This window comes from uncultured Dokdonia sp. (genome assembly GCF_947492535.1).
Classification (GTDB): Bacteria; Bacteroidota; Bacteroidia; order Flavobacteriales; family Flavobacteriaceae; genus Dokdonia.
Genome location: NZ_CANLNH010000063.1, coordinates 1 through 227, shown reverse-complemented (window position 1 = coordinate 227; position 227 = coordinate 1). Strand labels below are relative to the sequence as shown.

The 227-nt window shown below is 37.0% G+C and carries 1 protein-coding gene; it reads left to right on the top strand.

What is annotated here, in order from left to right; all coding sequences use genetic code 11:
- Positions 1 to 227: hypothetical protein (locus Q1A60_RS21560; protein WP_300008531.1), on the top strand; the 227-nt coding region annotated here is incomplete at both ends.

Here is a 227-nt window from a genome sequence, read left to right as displayed (position 1 = left end):
CAGATAGACATCACTGTTCCTTATGATAACATCACAGGAATGGCAGAATTATACATCCTAGCAGAGAATACCGTTACGGGATGTACTAAGATTTATAGTTTTGAGCTTTTAGTCTTCCCAATGCCTGATCTTCCATTAGAGATTGATGATTTACGTGAATGTGATGAGGATAGTGATGGATTTGCCACGTTTAATTTAACTAGTCAAGAGCCAGCGATTTTAGTAAA